This window comes from Pseudoalteromonas sp. MMG005 (genome assembly GCF_018101015.1).
GTDB lineage: Bacteria > Pseudomonadota > Gammaproteobacteria > Enterobacterales > Alteromonadaceae > Pseudoalteromonas > Pseudoalteromonas aurantia.
The window spans coordinates 177,555-202,926 of the sequence record NZ_JAGJEK010000003.1; the positions used below are offsets into that span (position 1 = coordinate 177,555).

Annotated in this window: 21 protein-coding genes; 8 read left to right on the plus strand and 13 right to left on the minus strand. The window is 41.0% G+C overall.

From position 1 onward, the window contains the following. Positions 1-138: 138 nt before the first annotated feature. A complete protein-coding gene (locus tag J8M01_RS04195) occupies positions 139-789 on the plus strand; it encodes a class I SAM-dependent methyltransferase (RefSeq protein WP_211057149.1) in 651 nt (216 codons plus the stop codon). Further along, complete coding sequence (locus J8M01_RS04200) at positions 782-1,873, plus strand: HNH endonuclease (RefSeq protein ID WP_211057122.1); 1,092 nt, start codon at positions 782-784, stop codon at positions 1,871-1,873. The genes J8M01_RS04195 and J8M01_RS04200 overlap by 8 nt, the downstream gene beginning before the upstream one ends. 14 nt (positions 1,874-1,887) lie before the next feature. Here J8M01_RS04200 and J8M01_RS04205 read toward each other — a convergent pair whose 3' ends face one another. Continuing rightward, a complete protein-coding gene (locus J8M01_RS04205) occupies positions 1,888-2,115 on the minus strand; it encodes a hypothetical protein (protein ID WP_211057150.1) in 228 nt (75 codons plus the stop codon). 883 nt (positions 2,116-2,998) lie between these two features. On the opposite strand from J8M01_RS04205, the gene J8M01_RS04210 reads away from it, so the two are divergent. Next, on the plus strand, positions 2,999-4,099 hold the full coding sequence (locus tag J8M01_RS04210; protein ID WP_211057123.1) for a DUF1570 domain-containing protein: 1,101 nt from the start codon (positions 2,999-3,001) through the stop codon (positions 4,097-4,099). Between the two features lie 242 nt (positions 4,100-4,341). Then, a complete protein-coding gene (locus J8M01_RS04215; protein WP_211051723.1) occupies positions 4,342-4,518 on the plus strand; it encodes a hypothetical protein in 177 nt (58 codons plus the stop codon). Between the two features lie 1,179 nt (positions 4,519-5,697). On the opposite strand, the gene dgt is transcribed toward J8M01_RS04215, so the two are convergent. From dgt to J8M01_RS04260, 9 genes are all read right to left on the minus strand, one after another. Then, entirely contained in the window at positions 5,698-7,191 is a 1,494-nt protein-coding gene (gene dgt / locus J8M01_RS04220; protein ID WP_210998548.1) for a dGTPase, read from the minus strand. 200 nt (positions 7,192-7,391) lie between these two features. Beyond that, positions 7,392-9,272: an amidohydrolase gene (locus tag J8M01_RS04225; protein ID WP_211057124.1), complete on the minus strand. Its 1,881-nt coding sequence runs from the start codon at positions 9,270-9,272 to the stop codon at positions 7,392-7,394. Positions 9,273-10,218: 946 nt separating this feature from the next. Further along, complete coding sequence (locus tag J8M01_RS04230; protein WP_211057125.1) at positions 10,219-10,962, minus strand: hypothetical protein; 744 nt, start codon at positions 10,960-10,962, stop codon at positions 10,219-10,221. 238 nt (positions 10,963-11,200) lie between these two features. Continuing rightward, positions 11,201-12,721, minus strand: a complete 1,521-nt coding sequence (locus tag J8M01_RS04235; RefSeq protein ID WP_211057126.1) for a cytochrome c peroxidase — start codon at positions 12,719-12,721, stop codon at positions 11,201-11,203. 448 nt (positions 12,722-13,169) lie between these two features. Beyond that, the gene (locus tag J8M01_RS04240) at positions 13,170-13,703 is read right to left on the minus strand and encodes a helix-turn-helix transcriptional regulator (protein WP_211057127.1); all 534 of its coding nucleotides are present in this window, start codon (positions 13,701-13,703) and stop codon (positions 13,170-13,172) included. 57 nt (positions 13,704-13,760) lie between these two features. Further along, on the minus strand, positions 13,761-14,534 hold the full coding sequence (locus J8M01_RS04245; protein ID WP_211057128.1) for a helix-turn-helix transcriptional regulator: 774 nt from the start codon (positions 14,532-14,534) through the stop codon (positions 13,761-13,763). A 173-nt stretch (positions 14,535-14,707) separates the two neighbouring features. Further along, the gene (locus tag J8M01_RS04250) at positions 14,708-15,301 is read right to left on the minus strand and encodes a hypothetical protein (protein ID WP_211057129.1); all 594 of its coding nucleotides are present in this window, start codon (positions 15,299-15,301) and stop codon (positions 14,708-14,710) included. Continuing rightward, complete coding sequence (locus tag J8M01_RS04255) at positions 15,298-15,444, minus strand: hypothetical protein (protein ID WP_211057130.1); 147 nt, start codon at positions 15,442-15,444, stop codon at positions 15,298-15,300. Before J8M01_RS04255 ends, J8M01_RS04250 begins: the two co-directional genes overlap by 4 nt. Before the next feature lie 27 nt (positions 15,445-15,471). Then, complete coding sequence (locus J8M01_RS04260) at positions 15,472-15,702, minus strand: helix-turn-helix transcriptional regulator (protein WP_192509988.1); 231 nt, start codon at positions 15,700-15,702, stop codon at positions 15,472-15,474. A 363-nt stretch (positions 15,703-16,065) separates the two neighbouring features. Here J8M01_RS04260 and J8M01_RS04265 point away from each other — a divergent pair, with 363 nt between their 5' ends. From J8M01_RS04265 to J8M01_RS04280, 4 genes are all read left to right on the plus strand, one after another. After that, positions 16,066-16,227 carry a hypothetical protein gene (locus tag J8M01_RS04265; RefSeq protein ID WP_211057131.1) on the plus strand — a complete coding sequence of 54 codons (162 nt, stop codon included), beginning with the start codon at positions 16,066-16,068 and terminating at the stop codon, positions 16,225-16,227. 1,335 nt (positions 16,228-17,562) lie between these two features. Further along, positions 17,563-17,940 (plus strand): hypothetical protein, encoded by a 378-nt coding sequence (locus J8M01_RS04270; protein ID WP_210998470.1) that lies wholly within the window; start codon positions 17,563-17,565, stop codon positions 17,938-17,940. Between the two features lie 159 nt (positions 17,941-18,099). Next, positions 18,100-19,560, plus strand: a complete 1,461-nt coding sequence (locus J8M01_RS04275; protein ID WP_211057132.1) for a PepSY domain-containing protein — start codon at positions 18,100-18,102, stop codon at positions 19,558-19,560. A gap of 28 nt (positions 19,561-19,588) precedes the next feature. Continuing rightward, a complete protein-coding gene (locus tag J8M01_RS04280; RefSeq protein WP_211057133.1) occupies positions 19,589-21,712 on the plus strand; it encodes a TonB-dependent receptor in 2,124 nt (707 codons plus the stop codon). Between the two features lie 96 nt (positions 21,713-21,808). Here J8M01_RS04280 and J8M01_RS04285 read toward each other — a convergent pair whose 3' ends face one another. The 3 genes from J8M01_RS04285 to J8M01_RS04295 all read right to left on the minus strand — a co-directional run bounded on the left by J8M01_RS04285 (position 21,809) and on the right by J8M01_RS04295 (position 25,211). Continuing rightward, entirely contained in the window at positions 21,809-22,264 is a 456-nt protein-coding gene (locus J8M01_RS04285) for a hypothetical protein (RefSeq protein ID WP_211049985.1), read from the minus strand. Positions 22,265-22,514: 250 nt separating this feature from the next. Next, positions 22,515-23,729 carry an ATP-binding protein gene (locus J8M01_RS04290; protein ID WP_211057134.1) on the minus strand — a complete coding sequence of 405 codons (1,215 nt, stop codon included), beginning with the start codon at positions 23,727-23,729 and terminating at the stop codon, positions 22,515-22,517. Positions 23,730-23,828: 99 nt separating this feature from the next. Beyond that, positions 23,829-25,211: a sigma-54 dependent transcriptional regulator gene (locus tag J8M01_RS04295; RefSeq protein WP_211057135.1), complete on the minus strand. Its 1,383-nt coding sequence runs from the start codon at positions 25,209-25,211 to the stop codon at positions 23,829-23,831. Positions 25,212-25,372: the final 161 nt, after the last annotated feature.

Sequence of the window (25,372 nt, forward strand, 5' to 3'; positions counted from 1 at the left end):
ACATGCAAAAACATCAGGTATTGCTACCCACAAGTACTACTGTTGTAAAAGAGCGCCAGTTGATGAAATGTCTATAGAGTGTCGGCTATGACTAATACACCTTCTTTTTCTAATACTCAGAGTTCGAATACAAACAATATGAACACAAGTGCCACCTCAATAAACACGCTTGAGTATTATGCTAACAATGCGCAGGCTTTTGCACAGTCAACACTACACGTTGATATGGGCGAGCTATACAAAGAGTTTTTGCCACTGTTACCACTGCCGCATAACAGCGAGCATGAAAAAATACATATTCTCGATGCAGGTTGCGGCGCAGGGCGCGATGCACTGGCGTTTAAGCAACTCGGCTATAAAGTCACTGCCTTTGATGCCTGCAGTGAGCTGGCCGACATTGCCAGCTTTCATTTACAGCAAAGCGTGTACGTAAAAACCTTTCGACAAGTTAAAGAGCAGGCGCAATATCACGGCATATGGTGTTGCGCCAGCCTCTTACATGTTGCCCATAATGAGCTCCCAGACCGTTTCACCAAACTCGCTAGCGCATTAAAACCCAATGGTATTTTGTACGCTTCATTCAAATACGGCAAGGGTGAGCGCAGCGACGGCAACCGCACATTCAGTGATTTAACCGAAACATGCCTAGAAGATGTACTGGCACAAATACCCAGTTTAAACGTGGTTAAAGTATGGCAAAGCAAAGATCAGCGCCCTGATAGAAGCGAGCAAGTCTGGTTGAATGTGGTGGTGAAAAAGTCACCTTGTGAAGAATCGTCTTATGAGTGATAACCAACAGCAACAGCTTGATTTTATCGCTTACATTCAGCGCTTACTGGTTGAAGGCGACTTCAGTGCCACGTATAAGTTTGCCTTACTCCATGCATTAGCTGACGTATGTGTAGAGCAGCCGCTAATATCTGAAAAAGCAACACTCAAAATAGACTTAGCCACCTTAGCGGATAAGCTCATAGTTCTATATTGGCACCATGCCGTGCCTTTTGCAGCAGATCGAACAGGTGAAAACGCTTTATTAAAGCAAAACAGTGGTGTGCAATCTAAAGTGATCTCGGTGTTGTATGAGTGCCAACAAAGCAACATTCGTAATTTACGTGCTCTAAAGCAAAGCCACTTGTATAAACCAACATTTAATGCCGCCTTAGCCACGCTCAAAACAGGCCCACTGTGGCGTTTACAAATATTGGCAAAACAAGCTGAATGCTTTTTATACCCGCATACCCATAGCACGCAATACATCACCTTAAATGCAGGTATTGCTAGCTGCTTTCGCCGCTTTTATGACTTAGTGGTTTACTTGGCTAAAAATGCGTGGCTGCAAAAAATTCAAAGCATAAAACACAATCAAACATTGATTGGCCCACAAAGCCAACTGCACGACTTTTTATTTGGTTTCGACCGTAACGCACTCAGCAAAGCCAAACCTGTTTTAATAGAGTTACAACAGAGCAAGTGTTTTTACTGCCAAAAGCCTTTGAACAACAAAACCGAAGTTGACCATTTCATTCCGTTTGCCCGCTATGCAAACGACTTAGGCCACAACTTTGTGGCTGCGCACAGCACTTGTAACAACAATAAACGCGACTTTTTAGCCGCGCAGCAACATCGCGAGCGCTGGGAAGAACAAAATCTCGTTATACATAGCCAACATTTAACCCGTGAGCTGAGTGATTACTTTAACTGCGATGCAGATAAATCGCGTTCAGTAAGTGACTGGGCGTATCAAGTAGCGCAGACGAATAGTGCGAAGTTGTGGGTAGGTGTGAATGAGTTTGAAGCTGTTGATTTTAATTATCAGCAACCAAATGTTGAGCTAGGGTGTGTGGCAGAAAGCAAACCGAAATATAGTGTATAGGATTGAGTATTAATCTATAAGTTTACAGGTTGTCCAGAACGTACTCTTTCTATTCTATAGCTGTAACTGGAGTTAGGTATAGCATTGATGGCATGTTCTACCAGCTTTGCTAAAAAGCGTGACAGCCAAGTAGCGGCTTCGGCACTTTCAAGCACACGCTCACCTACGTAAAAGCGTTCTCTGTTGAGGTTTTGCTCGACCACTTGGGTGATGAGCTGCTCGTAAATGCCGATTTGTTCCACGTTTATTTCCTTTACTGCTGTGTTGTGGTTGCTGTAACTCCTTGAAACGAGGTTTAGTTTAATTTATTGGGGGGAGGTTTGGAAGGGATGAAGTTTGAAAAGGATGTTGGGTAGGAGATTAGCCTTGGCTTTGCAGTGTTTGGTTGGCATGGACCCTGACCTACGTCAGGGAGACGAATGGTGGGGGGTTGGGTTAGGGCGTGCTAGGTTGAATGGGCCCTGACCTTCGTCAGGGAGACGAATATGAGACGTTGGGGCCTAAGTTAATAGAAGCGACTGATGTAGCGTTTTAAACTCTTTGTTTCCCTGAATCTATTTCAGGGCCTAGGTTTTGGGGGATTCGAAAATGAGCCGTGATGGTTGGATGGACCCTGACCTGCGTCAGGGAGACGAATATGAGACGTTGGGGCCTAAGTTAATGAAGCGACTGATGTAGCGTTTTAAACTCTTTGTCTCCCTGAATTTATTTCAGGGTCTAGGTTTGAGGGTATTCGAAAATGAACCGTGCTTGGTTGGCATGGACCTTGACCTGCGTCAGGGAGACGAATATGAGACGTTGGGGCCTAAGTTAATAGAAGCGACTGATGTAGCGTTTTAAACTCTTTGTCTCCCTGAATTTATTTCAGGGTCTAGGTTTTGGGGTATTCGAAAATGAACCGTGATGGTTGGCATGGGCCCTGACCTACGTTAGGGAGACGAGTGATGTGGGGGGGGATGTGGAGTTGGGTTTAGCTTTCGAGTGTTTGGTTGGATGGCCCCAGAGCTTCGTCAGGGGGACAAATTCGATGAAGGGTATACGGATTGTCGTTAAGTGTTAAAATACAGATGCTGTTGATTTACCAGACGGCTAGTAAATCAACACTCATAGACTAAGGATAGTTAAATGCAGGGATGGACGCGTTTTATAATGATAACTGTACTGGTTATTACTTTGATTTCTTTATCATATTTTTTTAGTAACAGGCAGTTTTGGTTTAGTTCTTTGCATACACAGCCAGCCGTCACTGATCCAACAAAAATATCTGAGTCTCATGTATCGCAACCCTCCGTAATTTTATCTAAAGAATCGACTTATATTCATAATAACCACAAAATGTTCCGTAAAAGTTGTGAAAAAGCCAACTTAGGAGCTGTAAAATATGAGCAAGTAGATGGTATTTATACTTGGGTTGATGAGCGAGGAATTAAAAATTTTAGTGATAAAAAACCACACTCTGCGGCAGAGCTTTACCAAACTACTAAAAATAATACATTAGACTATTTCGAACTTAACGTGCAAGCCCGAGGGTTGCCTGTTCGGTTTAAAAATCAGCTTTCTGCAAATTTACGGGCCGTTTTTAGAGCTTATGCAACTTTAGTTGGTTTAAAAGTTATGCGTAAGGTGAAGCTAAATCTACATATATTGCCCAATACCAGAGCTTATAACCATGAGGTTAAAAGTTTAGGGGGGGATCCTACCGGAACAACTGGCGTTTACTTTGGTAGTAAAAATACAGCATATATAAAATATGGCACGTTTGAACACACTATTAAGGTGGCAGTTCATGAAGCAGTGCACGCAATTAATGAAGCTGTTATTGGTGATACGCCTAAATGGTTTAATGAGGGGTTGGCTGAATATTTTGAATATACTCATGTACACATGCAAGCCAGTATTATTGAACCGAATAAAAGCTGGGTATCGTTGAATGGGCGTCTGTTAAAGTCGATGATCCAGCCTCGTAAGTTAGTTCATACTAGCCCACATTGGCGTAAGTCGAATTATGCTCAAATGTATAGAAGTAGCTGGGCATTTGTATACTTTTTAGCAAGCGATGTTACCCGTAAGTTATTATTAAGAAAGTATTTACTGGCTGAGCAGAGCAACAAATGTGACACGTTGGGAAATGATAAAGTTTGGACATACTTAACAGCGCGTCAAGGTAACCTAGAGCAAGCGTTTGTACGTTTTACGAAAAGTAAATTAACTGTGCATCGATACTAGGTTAAAAACTTACTCTATTCATACGCGGGATGGGAGCAATAGATGTGATGAGTGCTGCTACTTGATTGGTACCGCCACTAAGATTAATTATACACCTTAACCGTTTCTGAACTGCCGTAGCAAAGCGAATTTTTTGGTATTTAATATTAAATTAGTTCAACTTATTTGTAGACAGCCTTAACCTTGCTGTGTAATTTATAACCTCATTTTGGAAATGATTAAACTAAAAGGAATGTATATACATGAAATTATTACTCAATAAAAAATCACTAAAAACACTCAGTAATAAAGATTTACCAATGGCATTAACACCAGTTGCGGCTGGTGGTGCTGAAGATGTTAATTTTACCTTGTATGCAGGTTGCAATACTCGCCCTTCTGATCCTAGGATCTGTGGTGGTACTGGGCGTACTAAGTAATTTAAACGAGTGGCTAATATGATTAATATTGGCCACGCTTTGTCAATTTAGCACTATTTTAATTATTTCTACTCACCTCGTTTATTACCTACTTTACTCTTATTTTTACTTTACATCATTTACTTGCCAAGTAGCGTGAAAGCTCAGCATTGTCGTTCTGAACGTGTTTCAGAATCTATTGCTTGTGGCGCGCGGGTAATGAGACTTGGGTGACGTGACAAGTATGGATCCTGACCTGCGTCAGGTAGAGGAGTATGGGGGGAGAATGGTGATACAGTTTTGCGTCATGGTTAGTTTTTTATTTGTCTCCCGAATCTATTTAAGGGTCTAGGTTTGAGAGTATTTGATAGTAAAGCGTAAGTAAGTGGCATGGGCCCTGACCTACGTCAGGGAGACGAATATGAGACGTTGGGGCCTAAGTTAATAGAAACGACTGATGTACCGTTTTAAACTCTTTGTCTCCCTGAATTTATTTCAGGGTCTAGGTTTTTCGGTATTCGAAAATGAGCCGTGATGGTTGGCATGGACCCAGACCTTCGTCAGGGAGACGAATATGAGACGTTGGGGCCTAAGTTAATAGAAACGACTGATGTAGCATTTTAAACTCTTTGTCTCCCTGAATTTATTTCAGGGTCTAGGTTTTTCGGTATTCGAAAATGAGCCGTGATGGTTGGCATGGACCCTGACCTTCGTCAGGGAGACGAATGGTGGGGTGTTTTAAACTCTTTGTCTCCCTGAATTTATTTCAGGGTCTAGGTTTGAGGGTATTCGAAAATGAACCGTGATGGTTGGTATGGGCCCTGACCTTCGTCAGGGAGACGAATATGAGACGTTGGGGCCTAAGTTAATAGAAGCGACTGATGTAGCGTTTTAAACTCTTTGTTTCCCTGAATCTATTTCAGGGCCTAGGTTTTGGGGGGTTCGAAAATGAGCCGTGATGGTTGGATGGACCCTGACCTGCGTCGGGGAGACGAGTGATGCGGGGGATTGGGTATGAAGTTGGGTGTGGAGGTTGGTTTTGGAGTGTTTGATTGACATGGGCCCTGACCTGGGTCAGGGAGACGAAATAGGATGGAGTTCTGACTTGCGCTAGGGGGAATATGGTGAGCTTTAAACGCTGTAACCCACGCTTGTTGCACTGAATTTATTTCAGAGTCCATTGTTTCCTAGTTTAGTGATTTATTCCGAAACAGTAAGCGTGCGATAGGTATCGTACGCAAATTGGTCTGTCATGCCGCTGATGAAATCTTGTAACAGTCGGCAGCGGTAGTAAAACTCGTATATAGAATTAGTTGCATGTTCTGGCGGGAGCTCTGCAACACTTTGCTGATAAACCGCGACAAACTTTTTCGATATACGTTTTACGAGTCTTTTTTCTACTGGGTAAGCCCTCCCATTTTCAAGTAAATCAATGAATTGCGTACTTGAGAGATCTAATACTCGTTGATATTCATTGAGTATTCCACTGGTAATTTTGTAACCTTGGAGCTCTAATTGCTCAACTTCTTTATGAGAGAATACGTGCTTTAGTGCCACATTTTTAAGCGTTTGAGTTACACAGTGTTGATAGCCGTTATCTTCTAATAATGCTTCGTTAAAATGGCCGTGGTAAATGGCATCTAGGTTGTCGACAAATCGCTGTGTGGCGTGTGTGACTAACGGGTGTAATAGCTTAACTCTTAAAAAAATAAAAAAATCATTTTCAAAATTAGCAGGGTTAATTTGGGCTTTCTTAAAGGCGCTATCAACTTTATCTTTCATATAGCTACTATCATTAAGGCGCTGTTTTTTGATGATTTGGGTGTACTCATCGATTAACAACCCTTTTAGCTCTAATACAGTGATGATGCCTTTTTCAACCGCATCTTCCATGTCTGCTAAGCAATAAGCTATGTCATCTGCGGCTTCCATTATATAGGCAGCTGGGTGGCGGTTACCGGCTTCAATGTTGAGCTTGTCCCACAATTGCATCACAAATTTATTTTCGCTGTAGTAAAAGCCGACTTTTTTTTGCAAGTAAGATTTATTGTTCGGCACCTGTGATTTTGGAGTGGTTGCTGCACGGGTATATTTCAGAATACTGGCTGTTTGGCTGTAGGTAAGATTGAGGGTTGAAAGGGTGTGTACGATGCGTATTGCTTGGGCATTGCCTTCAAAGCTACATACATCAAGCAAAAGTTGCTCAGTGAGGGTTAATTCACAGCTTTGTGTTGCATTCAATGCAGTATGTGATGATGTGTTGTACTCACTGTGATTTAGTAAATAGCGTTTGAACCAGTCGTTTATTGCGGCTTCGCCAAAATGACCAAATGCAGGGTTGCCAATATCGTGCATAAGGCAAGCCATTTCACATAATGTGACGAGTGCGCTTTCTAAATCTTCCTGTGAATTTGATTGAATATAATGGTGCAAGCCACGCTTTTTTAGCTCTGCAATAATAGACTGAGCAATAAACCGACCATTTTGTTGTACTTCTAATGAATGGGTTAACCGTGATCGTACTGCTGCGTTGCGCTCTAACGGAAATACCTGAGTTTTTTGTTGTAAACGCCGTAGTGCTGCACTGTTGATAATACGGCCTCTGTCACTTTCTAAACTGCTATTGACGTTGCCTCGCGTATTCCCTTGCGTATTGTATGGTCGTAGTGTGTTTATTTTGCTGCTAAAAGTCATGATTTGATTCTGCGCAATTGAAAGTTAAGTATGTAATTTAAAGGCTTGTATATTTTTTGTAAACACAAAAGGCGATTATTCACGCAAAGCTATGACTTTCCCGTTCATTGGTTTGATTAAAAATAATGTCATCCTTAACATTATTTTTTCTAAGCGATTATACGAAGTGTGTTTCCTTTAACTTTAAATACGTAATGCGATTAGCTAAAAAGTTGGTACTGGTAGCGTAGCTTCCCACCTACCCAAGTTTGTAATACCGGTATGTCGCGTATTTTTCTTGCGTCACTAATTGTGAGCGGATCTTCAGCTAAAATAACGTAATCGGCCAGTTTGTTTTTAGCTAAACTGCCCACCCATTCATCAACATGGCATTGCCATGCTGCATCATATGTGATGGCTTTAAGCGCTTGTTCTCGGGTAATGCACTCACTTTCATTTAACACGTGGTGCTTGGAAGATTTTTCCATAATACGGGTTACTGCTTGCTCCATCATGCGTAACGGGCCAGTTGGGCTCACTGATAAATCACTGTGTAAGGTAATTCGGCTATTTAGGTCAAGCATGGTTTTACAGCGGTCGAGCATGTGCGACTTACTCTTGAAGATAACTTTTTCAAAGGCGTAGCCCCAGTAACCAACATGACCAATTAAAAAGCTAGGTGAAATGCCTATTTCTTGCATGCGCTTTGCGCTGTAGTCACTTAATAATGAGCAGTGTTCAATACGATGACGCTTATAAATACCTGATTCGCCAGCAAGTGCGTTTTCATATACATCAAGTGCAATATCAATTGCATGATTACCGTTAGCATGAATTAAAATAGGCCAGCCTTTATTGATAATGGTATTTACCATTTTCTGATAATTTGGTTTGCTATTGTCGGTTTGTTCTGTGGCATCATAGCTATAATTAAAAATACCGTAATTATTAACGGGGTTACAACTGTACTGTTCTGACTGATAACCGGTTAACCCTTGGTTGGATCCATCAGAAACTAACTTAACACCGGCTTGAAACACTTCAGCTAAGCTTTGCTCGGTGATGGGCGTAAAGTCAGTCAATGCTTCTGCATCGGCAACTGATTCGCACAGTTTTGCGTAGCCAACGCGCATATTATGCGGAGTAAATTTTCGATAGAGCTTTAACATTTCACACATCATTGGCTTCATGCCGGCTTCGTACATCATGGTTACGCCGCGTTTATTGGCCGTAGAAAAAATTTCAGCGATGTAGCGAGGTAAGTTTTCTAATGCAGATAAATTTTGAGATTTAGGTATGGCGCTAAAAGCAGGAAATATTTGTGAAAGTTCTTGCAAAGCTCCTTGCTCGGTTATGTTTTTAACAAAGTCGATTTGCTCGTCTGCGGGAAAAAATGGTTTAATTTTCTCTAGGGCTGCGGTGTTTACATAAGCGGTGTGTAACGATGCCGACATTAGAAATATTGGAGTATTGTCGTCTCTTAATTTATCTAATGCAACAACGGTGATATCAGCAAGTTGTGGTGCGCTGTCTTTACATTCCCCTTCATGTTCAAAGGGCATAAGCGCAGGGTCAACGCCAGTACCTAAAATCCAATCTCCCGGCTTTTCAGGCGCAAACTGCTTAACTTGGTTAAGTACGTAATCTAGGCTGTAATCTGGGTTTAAATGCTGACCCGTGAACGCGCCTAAATCAATCCAGCCCATGGTCAGTGCTGTCGGAACAATATGCACATGAGGCTCAATTAAACCTGGTAGGAGTGTTTGATTTTCTTCTAATATAAGGTGATTGTTGGGTTGCATGCCAAGTGCGCGCATTTGGGCGCTTACATCACTTAAATTACCTACCGCGAAGACTTTGCCATTTGCAAAGCCAATCGCTTCAACTTGGTCGGTTGAACCGTTAATCATAGGGCGGATCACGCCGCCAGAATACATGACAAACCCCGCAGGGAGTAAAGATTCAGACGTACCAAGCTGTTTTGCATACTCTTTTATTGATTGAGTAAAGTTGCTCAAAGACTCCTGAGTTTCGTAACTGTTCCAAAGCGGGTTGTGACAAGCGCATTGTGCACAGTCATGATTACAATTGTCGTGATTCATAAGTTACTTCCTTATTATTGATAACAATGGTTTAGCCACTTACCTTTAAATGGCACAGTCATTATCCGGTTTAGATAAATAAAATGTTATTACATCTGCTTACACCAATGATTTATATGCTAAATCGGTTTATTAGCTGTGGTGGTTAAACGTTGAATGGATCCTGACCTACGTCAGGAAGACGAACGAGGAGGGATTGAAATGTAGCAGCACTTTCGTCGTTCTGAACTTGTTTCAGAATCCATTAGGTGAAGGTCGCGGGTGGTGTGACGAGTGGTATGGGTCCTGACCTACGTCAGGAAGACGAACGAGGAGGGCAATAAAGGGTGGCTGAAATGGATCCTGACCTACGTCAGGAAGACGAAAACACTTTCGTCGTTCTGAACTTGTTTCAGAATCCATTAGGTGAAGAGCGCGGGTGGTGTGACGAGTGGTATGGGTCCTGACCTACGTCAGGAAGACGAACGAGGAGGGCATAAAGGGTGGCTGAAATAGGTCCTGACCTGCGTCAGGAAGACGAAGGAGGGAAGACGAACGAGGGAAGACGAAGGAGGGAAGACGAACGAGGGAAGACGAAGGAGGGAAGACGAAGGAGGGAAGACGAAGGAGGGAAGACGAAGGAGGGAAGACGAAGGAGGGAAGACGAAGGAGGGAAGACGAAGGAGGGAAGCTGGCATGGCGTTTCACACCCTCCGTCGTTCTGAACTTGTTTCAGAATCCATTAGGTGAAGATCGCCGGGTGGTGTGACGGTTGCTATGGGTCCTGACCTGCGTCAGGAAGACGAACGAGGAGGGATTGAAATGTAGCAGCCCACTTTCGTCGCTCTGAACTCGTTTCAGAGTCTATGGGTTGTGATGGGGGTTATATGGATCCTGACCTACGTCAGGAAGACGAAACCCTTCGTCGTTCTGAACTTGTTTCAGAATCTTTATTGGTAATGAACACCTATTTTGTGGCCACTTGGTGCTCAGTTGAAGGTGTTGTTGGTTTTGGATCTTTTCGGTATTCCTGCAGTTGGAGTATTTGTCGTTCTAGCATTTGGGTAGGTACTTGATTATACGCCTTTTCTAACCACACAATGGCAAGATCACTGTCTTTTTTAAATAGGCTATATTGTGCGTTATATTTAAAGATAGGGTTGTATAGTAAACCTAGCAGCAGTTTGGCATGCCAATATTTTTCTTGAGCCGCGCGTTCAAGCAATCGTAATGCCTGTTTTGGTTGTTGCTTGATGATGTAATACAAGCCTGCATTAAAATAATTGTAACGACTTACTCCGGTACGAGCACTTTGTAACTCTATGATTTCTTGCTCAGACAATGACATCAATAACTTCGTAATGTGTGAACGTATCATATTAACAGGAATATTATTAGGGTGCTCTAAAGCACGATTGTAATGTGTTAATGCATGATTACGAAGTTCGTTACTGTTGGGCTGTGCTTTAAAGCGAAGATGATACACCGTTGCAATACGAATGTTAGCAATACCAGGCTCATAGGGTTTTATTTTTTCAAAACATGCAATAGCCATTTCGTCATTTTTAAGACCAAAGTGTTTCATACCTCGTCGTAAATAGGGCGACCAAGTTGCTTCGTCAGCACTCAGTGCTTTTTGTGGTAAGCCTTCGCATGCAAAAGCAGGTGTTGAGCACAGCAGCGCAATGAACATTAAGCTGAACAGCCTCATCTACAAGTTCCTGTTATGGGTTTTTATGTTTTTGCAACAGTATTAAAGATGAGCACATTTGGCAATCCGACAAATGTTGATTATTGTAAATGTGTGTAAAGATATTCTTGATTTAATGTTCTAATTAGGTTTTATATTCTGAGGTTTTGGCGTGGCTAACATGAGGTTTTGGTTCAAGAATGAGTTGATATTACGTGCTTAAATATCAACTCATTGAGGGTTGGAAGAATAGGGTTAATTAAGGTGTAAAATTGGCCTTTAGCTGTAAGTTATCAGGATCATCACCTTCAGTATTGGGTACCCACTGCTGTATACATTCAATATTTGCAGCACAGTGATCGGTTAAAGCATGCAAAAAGGCCACAAGATCTTGCTGTTGATCTGAATTTAATATGGGTTTTACAAACCGTGAGCGTTCAAAGCGTCTTAATGCAGCTTGGCTATTCTCTTGAGCTTGGTCGTTTAAGCTGTCACAGTTTGCGTTGTCAGCAAATTGGGGTAACCCACACGCCCCGCCGCGTTGAAAAAACTGTTCAATACTGGTGGCTGGGTCAACATAGTGGGCAACAACCTGATCTAAAGTTTCAAATGACCCTGCATGACCGTAAGGGGCCGTGAGGCTAACATTGAGTAAACTGGGCACTCTAAATGCAAACTGATTACGGCGGGTTGGCTCAATAGCAGCACGACCTATATCACTGTTGTTAGCCTGTGTACCAATACCGAATTGTGGGTAGGCCACATTAACAAAGCCTTCACGGGTGAAACGTGGTCCACCATGGCAGGTATCACATCCGGCCCCACCATCTTCTCTCGATGTAAAATACAGCAATGCACCGCGCTTTTGCTGCTCTGTTAAGGCACTGCTATCGCCATTAACATATCGATGCCAATCGGTGTCAATAAGCACCATGGATTGCTGATACTGGCCAAGTGCCAAAGCGATACTGTTAAAAGTAATTAAATTTTCGGCGGATTCTTGGCTGTTAAATGCGGTTCTAAATTGGGCTAGCCAATCATTGGTAGCAAGGTCACCCGTTTCTGTACCGTAATCGCCAATGCGCTCAGCCAAATGACGCCTCACCTCTTCATTATTGGTTGCCTGTATGAATGCCGTTCCACGCATTTCTTCTACCGAGGTAACCGGAAAACGTGACAGCGCTGCGGTTAAGGTGTCTCCAGCATTGCCATCTGGTGTATTAAAATTAGAGTCAGGGGTGCTTATTTGATCGGTACGGTTTCCTTGTGCATCTTGTACTCGCTCAACACGTCCATCCCAAAATAAAGAGCGACGCATCAGCCCTGTATTAAACACTGTAGGGGCATTACGAGGTATGGTTACCTCGTTATTGATGGCTTTGCGGGCGAGGCCAATGGCATCGTGATCAATGGCATTTGTACCAATACTGAATGAAAGTTGATCGGCACCGCCTAGCTCAGGATGATGGCAGGTGGCACAGGCGACTGTTTTTTCACCCCCGAGCGCTTTTGAGAAAAACAGTTTCATACCCAATTGTGGTATTGGATTGTCTATCCTTGGGGCTTGACGAGTCTGCCTAATTCTTCTATTCAACCTTTTTTCTGTAATGAGTGTATTAAGCATAGTGTCAGTTGTGTTACTGGCTGGAGTATCAACGTTTTCACTGGATGTATTGAGTTGCATAGGCACTATGTTTTGCGGTGTTTTTAGGTGTTCAACAGGCGCTAAGTTTGCGCTGAATACAAATAGATTACTTAATACTAAAGAACTTAAAATCATATTACATCCAGTTATAAATAATGAGCTTTCAGTCACAGTGCCAAGCAAATGTGGAAGAAATGTGAATTATTGTTAAAATTACACTTGTGGTTGGTTTTTTATTCTTATGTAATATCTTAAAGTTCGTTACTTAGTATTGTTATTTGGGAGCGGGTACGACGAGTTGTAAATTTATTGTGTAATTCAACGACGTTGTATGGCTATATAGGGTGTTTTCAGCTGTGAGTTATGGTTGTTTGTTTAAGTCGTTCGTAACCATGCTAAGTAATGTCGCCATAATTACAGCCCACCCAGCGTAAATGAAGTTTTCATAATTATTATATAGAAAGGCCAAGCTTTTGAACGAATAAACACGGTGTAGTACATACTCTAATGCGGTTATTAGTGATGTAATGGTGAAATAAGCATGAGTGACGATCAGCAGTGAGTTATTTCCTCTGTCGTGGTACTAAGGTTTAAATAAAGGAAGCCTAACGATATTGTTTTGATACATGAGCAAGAATATAATTGAAAATGAAATTACAGCTTGTGCAATAAAAATGAGAGAAGAGTGCCACGGTGTTTTGTTACCAAGACTACTTAGAAAATCCATTAGAAATAAAAACGTATAATACTCTATAAGATTCATAAAAAGTAAAATGCTTGTTGATGTGGCAATTACTATGTTTTTTCGTATAACACCAAATGTTAGAAGTAGTACTAAAAGCGAAATATATAACGACATCATGAATTCGGATGAAAGATACGCAATGGCGAATATGACGAACACAGAGTTTTTAATATTCTGAAGCTGTGCTGCGAGTGGCTTTAAATCGATTTTACATATACTCAACCACCTAAAAAGCTGGCTTGTTTTTAGCTCACAAACCCCTTGCTCATAATTGATGACTGTTTTGCGGTCACAGTCTAGCTTTTTGGCCATCTCAGTTTGCGAGATACCAGCATTTTTCCTTATGGATTTTAAGTCGTTTCCATCTAGCACTTATTTTTCTACTTAGGGCCTTAACAATTTAAGTAGTGTATACCTAAATTATGATTTCTACGTGTCGCTTATCTGCTTTTTTAAATCTTTTTCATGGCAGATGACCATTGAGTATAGCGTGGTCGCAATAGCAGCCATTCCTAAGTAAATAAATTTTTCGAAATGATTATAGATAAATGACAAAAACTCTACCTTATATACGTTGTATAGTATGTATTCTGATATTGATAGTAATAAAATGAAACCAGTATAAACATAAATAAATACAAGTAAGTTGTCAAAGGGAGTGCGTTTTATGCCTCCTGAATTAGATATGCAACGAGAAATTTGAACCCTAAAAGTGAATACTAAAAAAGATAATAATGTAAACGCTATTTGAAACCCAAAGTGTAAGCAAGCAGTAATTAGAGTGCTACTAAATAAGGTTTTGGTATATGCATAAAAGTAATCTATAAGTGTGTATTCTAATGTGTATAAAGAAATAACAAATAATGAAATGTGCACAATATTCCATTCTTTTCTGTAAACCCCGTATACAATACATAAGCTGACAATCCCCAAGTAACAATAACTTACTAGGTCAGTTGACATTAATGGGATGGTGAGGAGTAAAAAAATACATTCTTTGAAATTTCGAATTTGGCTGGCGAGTGGCTTTAAATCAATTTTACATAGATTTAACCATCGAAAAAGCTGGCTTGTTTTTGGCTCACAAACCCCTTGCTCATAATTGATGACTGTTTTGCGGTCACAGTCTAGCTTTTTGGCCATCTCAGTTTGCGAGATACCAGCATTTTTCCTTATGGATTTTAAGTCTTTTCCATCAAGCATTTATTTTATCTACTTAGGCCTTTAATAATTACAGGTATTATATAGGGAAAGTAAAATGATTATATTAATAATTGGTGGTTTCTACATTGGAACATGCTTTTAAGAGTTTTTACTCTAAGACTAGAGCTTATTTAGTAAGCTCTAATAAATGATAGATAGCAGCATTAAAATTGTTAAATACTTACTTTTTTTCTATAGCTCTTTTCTGTGCATATTACCATAGAAAGTAGTATGCCCAAAATAACAGCCATCCCAATATACATGAATATTTCATAGTAATTATATACGAAATTGAGGAACTGAAAATTTAGATAGCCTGAGAGTAAGCTGTCAACTACTGCAAGTGCTGATATTAAAGCTATATATAAATATGTAGCGGGCAATACACTATCAAATTCAGTAAGTTTGACCTTTTTTGAATCTGTAAAAATTCTGGATACTTGAACGCGAAAAATTAAAAGTGTAAAAGATATCAAACCGGCAATCAGCTGAACACCAAATGCAATTACTTTGAAGTATGTTTTGTCTTGTACTATTTCACTTACATGGGGAAGTGCAAAATGAAAAATTAAATATTCTATAATATAACTGACAGCTATTATTGTGGCAATGTGAGAAATATTCGGCTCATTTTTATATTTACTGTAAATTATACAAATTGAGATTGTAATAATATACATCGCAGAAGATAAGTGAGGGCTACTAATTACGGTATAAAGTAGCGCTGTAGCAATGATTGTTATTAGTACAATGGTTGAGTTTTTCATGGCTTAACTTTCTTATTAACTATGCTTAAACTGTGTGCTGGGCATGTATTAACTTTGATAATGATTGAAGGTGCTGCTTGTGGCTTGAACGGAATTCCGCCACCCGCAATTACTTTACATTGTTCAATTGATAATGCTTTCATTTTATATATGCCTTTATTGAATAAAGCTTATTCTTCAGAATCCAGCTTATCTCTGATTTTAGCAATTTGACTTGTCAGTGGTTTAATATCAACTCTGCAAATCATTAACCATTTAAACAGTTGCCCCATTTTTGGCTCGCCGACACCAAACTCGTAATTACTGATTGTTTTTCTGTCACAACTCAGCTTTTCTGCCATTTGCGCTTGTGTAATACCGGCCTGTTTCCGCATGGCCTTAAGGTCATCACCATTGATCACGTCCTATCCTTAAATTATCGATGGAAAGGTTATTTTAATTATATTTAACGTAAATATAACATTGCAATCACATAATGTAAACTAGCGTGGATATGATAATATTTATATGCGAATTAGTGAAGGGGTTGTTGGTGTTTTGATAAAATAAATGCGTGGGTATTTATACTGGGTATGGTTCGCAAAGGGAGAGATTGTATGGGTCCTGACCTGCGTCAGGAAGATGAATGAGAGGGTGATAAAGGGTAGTTGAAATGGATCCTGACCTTCGTCAGGAAGACAAATGAGAGGGCAATAAAGGGTAACTGACATGGATCCTACGCTCCAAACCCTTCGTCGTTCTGAACTTGTTTCAGAATCCATTGTGTGAAGACCGTGAGTGGTGTGACGACTGGCATGGGTCCTGACCTACGTCAGGAAGACAACGAGAGTGGTTTGGTACTCGTGTCATACTTTCGTCGTTCTGAAGGTGTTCCTGCGCTCCAAACCCTTCGTCGTTCTGAACCTGTTTCAGAATCCATTGTATGAAGATTGTGGGTGGTGTGACGACTGGCATGGGTCCTGACCTACGTCAGGAAGACGGAGTAGGGATATAAGCGTCTGGGTCCTGACCTTCGTCAGGAAGACGAATGAGAGGGCAATAAAGGGTAGCTGAAATAGGTCCTACGTTCCAAACCCTCGTCGTTCTGAACTTGTTTCAGAATCCATTATGTGAAGATCGTGGGTGGTGTGATGGGGGGCATGGGTCCTGACCTTCGTCAGGAAGACGGTAATAAATTGTAGCTGAAATGGGTCCTGATCTGCGTCAGGAAGACGAATGAGAGGGTGATAAAGGGTAGTTGAAATGGATCTTACGCTCCAAACCCTTCGTCGTTCTGAACTTGTTTCAGAATCCATTATGCGAAGAACGTGGGTGGTGTGATGGGGGGCATGGGTCCTGACCTACGTCAGGAGGACGGAATAGGGATATAAGCGTCTGGGTCCTGATCTACGTCAGGAAGACGAAGTAGGGATATAAGCGTCTGAGTCCTGACCTTCATCAGGAAGACGAACGAGCGGGCGGGTGATAAAGGGTAACTGACATGGATCCTACGCTCCAAACCCTTCGTCGTTCTGAACTTGTTTCAGAATCCATTGTATGAAGATTGTGGGTGGTGTTACGACTGGCATGGGTCCTGACCTTCGTCAGGAAGACGAAATAGGGATATAAGCGTCTGGGTCCTGACCTGCGTCAGGAAGACGAATGAGAGGGCAATAAAGGGTAGCTGAAATAGGTCCTGACCTACGTCAGGAAGACGAACGAGCGGGCGGTAAAGGGTAACTGACATGGATCCTACGCTCCAAACCCTTCGTCGTTCTGAACTTGTTTCAGAATCCATTATGTGAAGAACGTGGGTGGTGTGACGACTGGCATGGGTCCTGACCTACGTCAGGAAGACGAATGAGAGGGCAATAAAGGGTAGCTGAAATAGGTCCTGACCTACGTCAGGAAGACGAACGAGCGGGCGGTAAAGGGTAACTGACATGGATCCTACGCTCCAAACCCTTCGTCGTTCTGAACTTGTTTCAGAATCCATTATGTGAAGAACGTGGGTGGTGTGACGACTGGCATGGGTCCTGAGCTTCGTCAGGAAGACGAAATAGGGGTATAAGCATCGGGGCGCTGATCTACCTCTGGAAGACGAAAGGGTCGTTTCGCATCAATCTAGGTGGTTTTCTAGGCGAATCTGCGCGATTAACCCAATTAATTCACAGTAAATTGTGCTATTTCACAAGTTATTTATATTGTGGGGAGATTTTTTCACATCATTTACTTAATTATGTTTACAGTCGGTTTTCATAGTAAGTAAGGATATGTCATTGATGACTAGTTTGTTACCACTGGATGTGGCATCTGAATCGTTAAATAAATTTGGGTTGCGAGATGTGACTAAGTACTCTATTGCAACGAAAAAAATATACATAAAGCATGTGTTTATAAAAAACCTCGATGCGGATATTGTAAAGCCCAAACTCAGCTATACCGATTTTGAGTTTTTTAGGACGACGAATGCGGTCGACGGGTATTGTTATATTTTGGTGTACGTATTTAACAAGCGCCGTAAGAAGTTTGATATGGCATTTTTCTTAGAAGATGCCGAAGCGATTAAAGGCATTGATATGCTTGAAGCTAAAAAGAGAATGACTGATTTACATACCATATCTCGCAATATACGCGGTGCGTTACTAGGCCAGTTTTAATCGTATGGCCTAGTGCTTATAGTCTTGTCTATTGTGTATCACGTGGGGGCCACTCAGTATAAAGGGTGAATTGTACCCACTGCGACATTATGTCACACCCTTCCTGTGATTATTCGAATTATAATACTCCCATCTTTTTGAAATAATAACAATAATGATATGATCAAGTCTTTACTTGTTTGGCATAGGCGCCTTGCCTTGCTGTGTGTTATTCCCTTTATTGTGTGGGCACTAAGTGGTTTGTTACACCCTGCTATGTCTCACTTTGCCAAAGCTGAACGCTTAAAATCGCCTTTAGTGGTGGTGCCTGATAATGTGTTAGCAACTGCGCTGCCACTTAAGCAGGTTTTAACGGATAATCATATCACTCAATTAAGTCACGCAAGTATTGTTGAATATATCGGCAATTATTATTATCAAGTGATTGTCGCTGGTATCGAGAATAGGCGTACGGTTTATTATTCAACCCGTACAGGTGCAATAAATAGGGCCTTGAATGATGAGCTTTATGCTCGTTATTTGGCACAAACCTGGTCTGGTCAGCTGGCGTTAGAAGTCGCATTAATTAATGAATTTAGCCCTGCATATGCGGAAATAAATCGTATGCTGCCGGTGTATCGTGTCACCTTATCGAATGAAAATAACCTCTATGTTGATACCTTAAGTAAGCGCATTGCGGCACATAATACGCCCTTAAGAGAAAGTTTATCGTTTTGGTTTAAGCAACTTCATACTTTTGAGTTTGTTGGTGGGCGCCATGATTTATGGCGTATTATACCCATGCTGGCTATCTCATTATTACTGTTTGGCACTGCTATTTTTGGCTTGTTGAGTTATAGCTTGCTATGGCGACGTTTAAAAAACAAACGGGTTAATACACCGGTATTACACCGTTCATTCGGTGTGGTTTTAAGTGTATGTATGTTGGGCTTTTCGACTAGCAGTATACATATATTAGTTGATAAGTTTTTCCCCGAGACGTTTAGGGCGTTGTCACCTGGCAACGCTATTTTTACAGCCTCTTTAACCCACGACCCTGTTAATGATTTGCTCCAAGCACAAGGTGACAACTTTCAGTTAGTGGTTATTGGTGAACAAATTTTTACTCAAGTTGTTAAGCAAGTGAAGGTACAACATAAGCCTGTGCTTGATTTTAGTTATTGGCGTGGTGAACGCGTTGATGTGACAAGTGTTGATGTGGCCACCTCACTACTTTCTAGGCAACTCAACGTAGCAGGTGCCGTGTCTCATTGGCAAAAGGTTGATAAATTTGGTCCGACATATGGGTTTATTAATAAGCGTTTGCCAGTTATTCAAGTTAGCTACGCACATATGCCAGATGTACTTTATAGTGTTGAGCCCCACACTGGGTTTATTGCCAGTGTTGATGGCGACTGGCAAACCGCACGGAGTTGGCACTTTGGGTATTTTCATAAATACCATTTTTTAAACCCATTAGGCAGAGGCACGCGTGATATTATAATGACCTTTATATGTATTGGGCTTGTCATTACCGCAGGGTTTGGCGTGCGATTGTATATAGGTCGTCGTTATCGCCAAAAACAAGCTTGTGCGCGCCGGTTATTACATCCTGTAATAACACCAGTAAAAAGTAATTAATTAAAATAACAACTTAGGAATATTTAGCATGAAGCAACGCTTTCGTTATTCGCTTATTTCGTTGTCAATTTTGTCAGCGTGTTCACTGAATGCAATGGCAAACGATGATGATGGCATGGATGAAATAGAGCAAATAACCGTTACCTCAACCCGTACCGCTAAATCGAGTACTGAATTGGCTTTGAGTATAGGCAGTGTATCAGAAGACGTTTTAAACAATGACAATAGCCAGCATTTATCAGAATCGTTGCAAACCATTCCGGGTGTACTATTAAACCAATTGTCGGGCGGTCAGGGGCACAATGCAGCAATTAGAATGCCTATAAACTATGGTGGCTATACGCTCTACCTACAAGATAATGTGCCATTGCAATCTGCGGCTTTTTATAATCACAATGCACTTTGGTGGGCAAGCAGTAATTCATCACTTTCACGCCTAGAGGTAATGAAAGGTGCGGGAACCAGCTTGTATGGGTCAGGTGCTGTTGCAGCAACGGTCAATATATTATCGGCCCCAGTAGATTCAGATAAAAATGAGGTTGGTATCACTTTGGGTGAAAATGGGTACGCACGATATCAAGGCAGTGCGACACATCATTTATCAGATCAAAATGGGGTGAGGGTATCAGGAGCGTACTTGAGTAATGATGGTTGGCGTGACAATAGTCGCGTTGAAAAAACCGAGTTCAACGTGTTGCACGAAGTGAGTGTTGCCGACAAACATTCGTTTAAAACCAGCATAATGGCCTCATCTCTTGATCAACAAATGTTGAACGCCTTGACGGCCGATATGTTTGCACAAGACCCATCGCAATCAGGGTTACCAGCTGAAGTGATAAAAATAGATCCACGGCGCAAAACTGACTACTTTCGTATTAGTTCAGAGTATCAGTATCAAGGAGATGGTGTTTTTGCGTCGATTATTCCTTATGCGCGTTATCGCAGTAACGATTATATCGCAACGTGGCAGCCCAATATGCCGCAAGTTGAGTCAAGCGTAAAAACGATAGGCGTGCTTGCATTAAGCAACTTTACCCACAGTGATGATTTTGAAACCACCATTGGTATTGACTTAGAATATTCGCAAGGTGATGCATTTTCTTTTCAAGCAGCCACCAGAACTACATCGGGTTGGGGGGCGGCAACGTATCCAAAAGGGCATGTATTTTATGATGATAAAACGCGCTTTAAAGGCATAGCACCTTATATTCAGCATGTGGGCTCTATCACGAGCCAGCTGAGTTATTCATTAGGGTTAAGATACGATAGCAATGAATATGAGTTTGAAAACAACTTAGCGGTTTACGATGACGATGGGTTTGGCAATCGCTCGATAGCTGACAGAACAGACACGTTTGACCATATGAGCCCGAAGGCGAGTTTGAACTATCAATTAGATGATTCCAGTAATGTGTATGTGCGTTTTGCGAACGCAATTCGCATTCCAACTGCGTCTGAGCTGTATCATTTAAAAACCAAGGAAACCAGCGCTCAGTTGAGTTCTTTAAGTGAGGAAACGTCAGATACTTACGAAGTGGGTTATAAGGTAAATCTTGACGCGTTCTCGCTAGAGTTGGCGTATTATATTATGGCTGTAGATGATGCCATTGTCACAGCGTATGATGATTTTGGTGCGTCTTATCGGGTAAATGCTGCAAGTGTTGAGCATCAGGGCATAGAGCTTGGTGTGAATTATCAATATTCTGATTCTGTATCGGTTGCGTTTGCATACAGTCAATCGGATCATGAATTTGATCATTATATTGAAGACCAAGGCCGAGTCGATTATAAGTCTAAAGAGAGTAAAGCACACGACTTGTCAGGCAACAGTTTACAAATGGCTCCTGAGTATGTGGCGAATTTAAGGCTTAACTATAATAGCCGTGCTATTGAAGGACTGAATATCATTGCAGAGTTACAAAGCATTGGTGATTACTGGATGGATGCTAAAAATACGCAAAAGTATTCAGGCTATACAGTCGCCAATTTGAAGTTTAACTATGATTTATCTGATGCACTTAAACTGCATGTACGCATTGCAAATGTCACTGATAAAAAATATGCCTTACAAAGTGAATTAAGGTATGGCAAAGAGCGGATTCAACCTGGTACGCCGCGTACCATGTATGCAGGGTTAAATTACTCGTTTTAAAAAGTCGTGTTGGTTTGTTCAACATAGATAAAATGAGGTAGCAATCACACAATGGTATTGAAACAAGGCGCATGTCATAGTATGCGCCTGTTTTTATTAAGCTCGATTGTTAAAGATCATGCCTGAATGGCTAGAACCATTGCTCGCAAATAAACTTTGTACGAGCGTAGAGGTTTGTTTTTTTATGACCAATTGAACATTTTGTAGCTGTTCATCAAGCTGTTCTTTCAATTTAGCTACTTGTGCTGTTTGTTCATCTTTAGACAGCGTTTTATCCGCGCGTACTTCTCCTATCCTTGCTTGCAGTATTCTTATATTGCCGACTATTTTTTCTTGGTCGCTTATGTCCGCTTTCTTACTTTGGTCTGTCACTTTATCTGACTCACCTTGGCTTTTTTCAGCTTCAGTGGCGGTGGATACTGACTTTTTATTGGTGTCTGTTGCCTGAGTGTCTTTAGTGCTACCGTCTTGTGCTGTTTTCGTAGAAGGATTAGTTAAGGTGTTAATGTCTAGATTCGAATATGCTTGTGGTGGTAACGAATTAAAGTTCATACGGTACAATGTCCTTACGCGACAGAAAATTGGCTGAATGTTTATATCAGAACAGAAAGCACTAATCGTACCAATAATAGATATTTGAAACGCTTTAACTGGACGAGGTCAGTTATTTGGGCTCTAAGGGCTTTGGAACCTGAGCTATGTGATGATGACGGAGCCGTGCGAAGTTACTCTTTAATTATGTTAAGACATTATGGTCATTGTTTTTAATAGGTCTTAGAGTCAGTACTGAAATAGGGTAGGGCTACTTTACTCTAGGCAGCGAAACGGTAGCAATCGTCCCTTTTCTATCTTTTCTATTCTTAATTTGTAAATCACCTAAGTGGTTGAATAGTATTTGGCGACTGAAAACTAAACCGATCCCACTTCCTTTTGATTTGGTAGAGAAAAATGGAATGAAAAGGTTGTCAGTATTGATTATACCTGTACCTTCGTCGGTAATATGTATACTGGTATATTTGTCGCTTGTTTGGATCGCCACTGTTATTTTACCAGTGGTTTGAGCCATTGCCTCTTTAGCATTTTTAAGCAAGTTAACTAAAACTTGTTCAAGTTGTTGGGGATCGGCGAAAACGTGATGTACTTCAGGGTTAACAATGTCGATTTGCGTATGAGGGAACAATAATACACACTTTTGAATGAGCTCAGTTAAACAAAAAGGCACTTTTGTGGGAGGAGGTAATTTACTTATTCGTTGGAAATTACTGATGAATGTATTTAGGGAAGCAGAGCGGCTATGTATGACATTAAGCCCTTGCTCCAAGTTTATCATTGATACCTCAGGCTTTGTGACCAATTTTAGTAAAGTAGCACTTATCGACGTAATAGGCGTCAGGCTGTTATTTACCTCATGACTGAGCACTCGATGCAGCCGTTGCCAGCTATCTCTTTCTTTATCGATAAGTAGCCATTGAACGTCACTAATAAAAAATAGATAATTAAGTTGTTGTTCATGAATGTACTTTACGGTGGAAATGCGATAGGTTTTGCTGATCCCACCCACGTTTATGGTGAAACTTTGCGGTTGTGTAGTTATTTTTGTAACCGGTATAGAAGTGTGGGTTAAGTTTAGGCCAACAGAAGTTGTGGAAATATCGAGCAAATCATTCGCGGCAGGGTTCGTAAATGTAATATCGTAATGCTCATTAGAAGCAATAATAGCAACATCGATATGTGAAATGACTTTTTCTAACAGCAGTTGGCTTTCTTTGATTGCAACACTTTGCTGTGCAAGCCGCGTTGATAATGTATTGAGCAGTAGCTTTATTTCTAACATCTCATCATTTTGTGAGTTAATCGCAGAACGCATACTGTAATCCTCATCCACTAAGGCTTCTAATAAGATGGCGATATTACGGGATTGATTGCTGTAATTGGCTTTAATTGTGGACGTAAGTAAAACACACAAAGGCACTATAAATAGTCCCGCTAATGTAATGAGATAACCTGATACGTTCATTAAATATAATAAGAAGCAGAAAGATAGACTCAGTAAAAGTAGCAAGCAGGATGAGATTCTAAGCGCAGTTCGTAATGAGAGAAAGTTAGCCATTTTCAGTTACAGGTTAAATTTTTCAATTCTACGGTAATATCCGCTGCGGCTAAGTCCTAAGGACGTGGCCGTTTTTTTAACATTACCAGAAAAGTACTTTAATCTTTCAATTATCGCTTGGCGTTCTAACTCATCAAGTGTTAGATCAATAGGGAGAGCTTGTGAGTCTGAAAGCGGGCCTTGGCTGGTTTGTATATCTTGTATTATGTGTAAGTGCTGTGCATCAATCACATTGTTTTGACTCATAAAGACAGCTCTTTCTATGCAATGATTGAGCTCTCTAATATTACCAGGCCAATGGTGGTTTTGTAGTTTTTCCATTGCGGCAGATGAAAGGCGGATCGGCGCAAAATCATGTTCATCAATGAGTTTTTCTAACATATTTTCGACCAGTGGCACTATATCTTCTTTTCGCTCACGTAATGACGGAATGTGAAGTTCTATGGTGTTTAGCCGATAAAATAGATCTTGGCGAAACTGACCTTCTGCAATTGCGTTGGCTAAGTTTACGTTCGTTGCACAAATAATTCGTATATCAGCATTATGTATTTGATTATCGCCAACAGGTGTAAACGTTTTTTCTTCAATAACACTTAGGAGCTTTGCTTGTTGAGATAGAGGAGTATTGCCTATTTCATCTAAAAACAAGGTACCATGCTGAGCTAACTCGAAACGACCTTTACGGTTACCAAGTGCACCAGTGAACGCGCCCTTTTTATGGCCAAATAACTCACTTTCAAATACACCATCAGCGACGGCACCCATATTAATAGAAACGAAGGGTTGTTGTGTTCTTTGGGAATGAAGATGAATGTAGCGTGCCAGTAGTGTTTTGCCAGTGCCATTTTCACCCGTCAGCAAAATGCTTGAATTACTCTCTCGAAGTTGTTCTATTTGTGCTAATAGGTTTTTCATCGGTACAGATTGAGCAATGACTTTACAACTCATTGCTTCGAGTTTGTTACGCAGGTGCTGGTTTTCGACAGTGAGCTTTTTACTTAGCTGCTGACTGGAACTTAGGGCCAGTTGTGTTTCAATACTATTTACAAGGTGCTCATTTTGCCACGGCTTTTGAATAAAATCATTGGCCCCTTGCTGTAATGCAGTAATGGCCAGCTCTACAGTTGCCCAACCTGTCATAACAAACACAGGAACATCACTGATATCGCGAATATTTGCTAGTAATGTTAATCCTTCTTGCCCTGATGTGCTGTCTAGTTGGTAATTTAGATCCATTAGGATTAGATCGAAGTGCGATGTTTTAATTATATTTAGCAGTGCAACCGGCGTAGTCACGCTAGAGACAATATAATCATATTCGGCCAACAATAATTCAATTGATGTGATGATATCAAGGTTATCGTCCGCGACAAGGATAGACTTTGTCACTGCCAAACCTTATTACCTAACATAGGTCGGGATACATATAGTGCGCACTTCTTAGTCATTTATGGCAACTCCTTTGACTGTAACACAACAAGATAAATGATTTCTTAATTCTATCTTGATGAATTAAAGACGCTTTTTCAAGTTTATTTAACAAATATGCT

What these genes read in the sequence shown, in the direction of transcription:
- J8M01_RS04195 (WP_211057149.1), top strand. Translation starts at nt 139, where the DNA reads ATGAACACAAGTGCCACCTCAATAAACACGCTTGAGTATTATGCTAAC.
- J8M01_RS04200 (WP_211057122.1), top strand. Translation starts at nt 782, where the DNA reads ATGAGTGATAACCAACAGCAACAGCTTGATTTTATCGCTTACATTCAG.
- J8M01_RS04210 (WP_211057123.1), top strand. Translation starts at nt 2,999, where the DNA reads ATGCAGGGATGGACGCGTTTTATAATGATAACTGTACTGGTTATTACT.
- J8M01_RS04215 (WP_211051723.1), top strand. Translation starts at nt 4,342, where the DNA reads ATGAAATTATTACTCAATAAAAAATCACTAAAAACACTCAGTAATAAA.
- dgt (WP_210998548.1), bottom strand. Translation starts at nt 7,191, where the DNA reads ATGACTTTTAGCAGCAAAATAAACACACTACGACCATACAATACGCAA.
- J8M01_RS04225 (WP_211057124.1), bottom strand. Translation starts at nt 9,272, where the DNA reads ATGAATCACGACAATTGTAATCATGACTGTGCACAATGCGCTTGTCAC.
- J8M01_RS04230 (WP_211057125.1), bottom strand. Translation starts at nt 10,962, where the DNA reads ATGAGGCTGTTCAGCTTAATGTTCATTGCGCTGCTGTGCTCAACACCT.
- J8M01_RS04235 (WP_211057126.1), bottom strand. Translation starts at nt 12,721, where the DNA reads ATGATTTTAAGTTCTTTAGTATTAAGTAATCTATTTGTATTCAGCGCA.
- J8M01_RS04245 (WP_211057128.1), bottom strand. Translation starts at nt 14,534, where the DNA reads ATGCTTGATGGAAAAGACTTAAAATCCATAAGGAAAAATGCTGGTATC.
- J8M01_RS04250 (WP_211057129.1), bottom strand. Translation starts at nt 15,301, where the DNA reads ATGAAAAACTCAACCATTGTACTAATAACAATCATTGCTACAGCGCTA.
- J8M01_RS04255 (WP_211057130.1), bottom strand. Translation starts at nt 15,444, where the DNA reads ATGAAAGCATTATCAATTGAACAATGTAAAGTAATTGCGGGTGGCGGA.
- J8M01_RS04270 (WP_210998470.1), top strand. Translation starts at nt 17,563, where the DNA reads ATGACTAGTTTGTTACCACTGGATGTGGCATCTGAATCGTTAAATAAA.
- J8M01_RS04275 (WP_211057132.1), top strand. Translation starts at nt 18,100, where the DNA reads ATGATCAAGTCTTTACTTGTTTGGCATAGGCGCCTTGCCTTGCTGTGT.
- J8M01_RS04280 (WP_211057133.1), top strand. Translation starts at nt 19,589, where the DNA reads ATGAAGCAACGCTTTCGTTATTCGCTTATTTCGTTGTCAATTTTGTCA.
- J8M01_RS04285 (WP_211049985.1), bottom strand. Translation starts at nt 22,264, where the DNA reads ATGAACTTTAATTCGTTACCACCACAAGCATATTCGAATCTAGACATT.
- J8M01_RS04290 (WP_211057134.1), bottom strand. Translation starts at nt 23,729, where the DNA reads ATGAACGTATCAGGTTATCTCATTACATTAGCGGGACTATTTATAGTG.